Below are 3,577 nucleotides of genomic sequence, written 5' to 3' on the forward strand. Positions count from 1 at the left end.
CAGTTGGAGCAGAAGGTTGCCCTGGGGGGCGACAAATTGCGGCAGTAGGGCAATGAAGAAAAGGATGTCTTTCGGGTTGCTAATGCCCATCAAAAAAGCCTGATGAAATAGCGAGGTTTTGCTGTTAGGTTGCGGGTCGCTGTCTGGCTTGTCGGCACGGGGTTGCGCAGCTGCAGGCCGAATGAGTTTTATACCCAAATAAAAAAGGTAAGCCGCGCCTGCATAGCGTATGGCGTTGAATGCCAATTCTGAGCTGACAACGATTGCACCGAGACCGGATGCGGAAACAATTAGTAAGATGCTGGAGGCGAAGCTGCCTCCAAATATAACGGGCGAGGATGCCCGTATGCCTTGTTTAAGCGTACTGTTGATCATGAGCAGCGAGAGTGGCCCGGGAATCGCAATCACGATGACGATGGCGGTGAAGAAAAGTAGCCAAGTTTCAATGGGCATATGTTTTGTGACTCGATTGCGCGGCTAAAAAGTATGCGCTAAGTGTTGTTACTTAATGATCTTATCGATCGGCTCGGGTTTGTGGAGTAAAAAACCTTGTGCGTAGTCTATGCCCAATGCCTTGACTTGCTCTAGTATTTTCGGGGAATCGACGAACTCTGCGACCGTTTCTAAATTTAGAATTTTTGCGACATCAACAAAACATCTTACTGCCGCGTTATCGAGCGGTTCGTCAATGAGGTTTTTGATAAATTGACCGTCAATTTTGAGCACGTCGGCGGAGAGGTTTTTGATATAGCCAAATGAGGATGACCCAGCACCAAAATCATCCAGTGCGATAGTGGAACCGAGTTTTTTGATTTCATCGACAAAATCAGAGGCGCTTTGAAGGTTTGTCACGGCCACTGTTTCGGTGATTTCAAGACAGATTTTCGCTCTGAGTTCTGGACTTAGCTGTTGCAGCAATTGCGCGACATAGCTATGAAAATCGATATCGTTGACGGATTGCCCTGACAAGTTGATGCAAATCCGTTCTATGTCCTGCGTTTGTGACTTCTCTTCTAGCCATTGGATGCTTTTTGTTAGGACCCAACGATCAATTCTGTTCGCAAGATGATAGTGCTCTGCGGCAGGGAAGAACATAAACGGCGAGATGATTTCTCCGTCTTCTCCCGTCATTCGCAACAATACTTCAAAGTGCAGTGCCTCTGTCGTTTGTTTGACGTTCACCAGTCGTTGGGCGAAAAGTTGAAAACGGTCTTCGTCGAGTGCCCGATGGATTTGGTCTACCCAATATCGCACAAAGCTTGGTTTTGCGCATCTTGATTGCTCCAACCCGTCATCAGCTCGGCCATGTAGTTTAGGAATACAACGCGTTGGTTCAGGTCGGTCGCGATGACCGCATCCCCAATCGATTCTAGCGTAACATGAAGCAGCTCTTTCTGTTTTGATAGGGTCTCTTCCAGCTTTCTATGTTCAGATACATCCCAATTCACCCCCATCATGTTAGTGGGTGTGCCGTCTTCCGTGCGGTTTACGTGGGCTCGGCCCCGCAAATGGCTTATGCTGCCATCACGCTTGATAATGCGAAACTCGGTATCGAAGTCTTGTAAATTATTGATAGCCGCCGCAACTGCTTTTTCAGCTTGCGGTCGATCGTCTGGATGAAGGTGGCTTGCCCAAAGCTCATACGCTTCGTTGCCTTCCGAAGGAGAGAGGCCGTAGATCTTGTACATGGTCTCATCCCATGAAAGCACTCCCGTTTTCAGGTTGTACTCCCAAATGCCGATCTGTCCGCTTGAGGTTGCCAGCTTCATCCGTTGAAATACCGATAGCAGCTCTTCTTCGCGCGCTTTTCGTTCGGTGATGTCTTGAAACGCACCATACAGCAAGCGTGGCTTTTCTTGTTCGAACTCTGGTGACCCAACAGCTCTCACCCATATGCGCTCGCCGGATTGCGTGATCAGCGGTAATTCAAAATCCCAAGTGCTGCCATCGACCATCGCCTGATTAACGGCAGAAAGGACGATCGGACGCGCTTCAGGCGCGTAATAGTTGATCGCTTCATCCAGTGAGGGTGTTTGCCCTTGTTCCAAACCATGAATGCGAAGTGTTTCGTTTGACCAGTACAACTCGTTCGTTTGCAGGTCTAGCTCCCAAGTTCCAACACCTGAGAGTTCCTCTGAGCGGTCGAGAAGCGCTTTGGCATGGAGGGCATCTCGATGCAGCTGTTTTTGTTCGGTGATGTCCCATCGAATAGAAAAGAACAATCTTTCTTCATCGTTCTCTGCCGGCAGAGGCGCGACAACGCTGTCCACCCAATATAAGGATTTGTCTTTCGCGCGGTTACAGATTTCTCCCCGCCAAGTTTTACCGGAAAGAATGCATTCCCAAAATTCCTGAAAAAAAGCGGTCGGGTGGGTGTTTGAGTTCACTATGGCATGGTTTTTACCGATCAGCTCTTCTCTGGAATACTTGGATATTCTGCAAAACTCGTCGCTTACTGCGACGATCTTTCCATTTATGTCGGCGACAGAGACAATAAACTCTGAGCTGATAAGGTCAAAAAGACGATCTTTCGCAAGTTCAATAGGATGGCTTAAGTCGTGCTTGGCTTCGTCTCGCATAGTTACCTATCATCAGAATTCAACGCATACGAATGCTGGATTAACGTTAGTTGATTTTCCAATATTTCCAAGAAGAGAGATCGGCTTTTTTGGGTTTTTAAGTTGCCGCAAGTGCTGCCGAGCTTGGTGCGCTCATCGGGTAGTGCGGCGATTTTTGGCAGGAAAGTTGGGGGCGTTTGCCCCCTATAGGTATGATGCTGTTGATGGTTCTATTTGGAAGAGAGCCAGTCTATGACGGATTGACGTTCTTCATCCGTCATATGCGTCATGTTCGCCAGTGGCATATACCCAGACTGCGTTACTTCAATGAGTTTTTGCTTCATCGCGACAACCGTATCGAGTTCTTCAAGTACAACACCTGCTGGTGCGCCTGCAGCTTCAAACCCCGGCTGCGTTGGTTGTACTGCATGGCAGCTGGCGCAGCGAGCGGCAACGATTTCCATTGCCTTGGTATCACTGACGACCGTTGCATTTGTAGATGGAACAACCACTTTTTTGGTGTGCGCCATAACGCCCGCAAGTGCAACGAGTAAAAGCGCTGCAATGACAAGAATCATCGGTTTGAATTGACCGCGATGCCGCAAGTTGAAGAAATGACGCGCAAAGCCGGTAATAAACATAATCGCTGCCAATACCGCCCAGCCGTATTCGTGTGAATAGGTCATCGGGTAGTGGTTACTGATCATGATGAAGATCAGCGGCAGTGTGAGGTAGTTATTATGAGTGGAACGTAACTTGGCGAACGCACCGTATTTTGGATCAGGCGCTTCGCCGCGTTGCACCGCTTCAACCAGCGCACGTTGCGAAGGCATGATGCCGAAGAAAACATTACCCGCCATGATCGAGCCGATTAAGGCACCTACGTGGATGTACGCACCACGATCAGAGAAAAGCTGATCTGCCAGCCAAGCCATGAATGCTAAAAAGGCAAAAAGAACCAGCCCAAAGGCACCGTCTTTATGTCGCAGCGGCGTTTTAACAAGAATTTCGTACACCAC

General features: G+C 48.8%; 4 protein-coding genes. All 4 read right to left on the minus strand.

Annotated features, from left to right (window positions below; genetic code table 11):
- Positions 1-453: LysE family translocator (locus A3750_RS14050; protein WP_068548377.1), on the minus strand; the 453-nt coding region annotated here is incomplete at its 3' end.
- A gap of 48 nt (positions 454-501) precedes the next feature.
- Positions 502-1,254 carry an EAL domain-containing protein gene (locus A3750_RS14055; protein WP_068457168.1) on the minus strand — a complete coding sequence of 251 codons (753 nt, stop codon included), beginning with the start codon at positions 1,252-1,254 and terminating at the stop codon, positions 502-504.
- Positions 1,239-2,579 (minus strand): bifunctional diguanylate cyclase/phosphodiesterase, encoded by a 1,341-nt coding sequence (locus tag A3750_RS14060; protein WP_068466328.1) that lies wholly within the window; start codon positions 2,577-2,579, stop codon positions 1,239-1,241. The genes A3750_RS14055 and A3750_RS14060 overlap by 16 nt, the downstream gene beginning before the upstream one ends.
- A 209-nt stretch (positions 2,580-2,788) precedes the next feature.
- Positions 2,789-3,577: urate hydroxylase PuuD (locus A3750_RS14065; protein WP_197475041.1), on the minus strand; the 789-nt coding region annotated here is incomplete at its 5' end.

The sequence above is a fragment of the Oleiphilus sp. HI0079 genome (assembly GCF_001635105.1).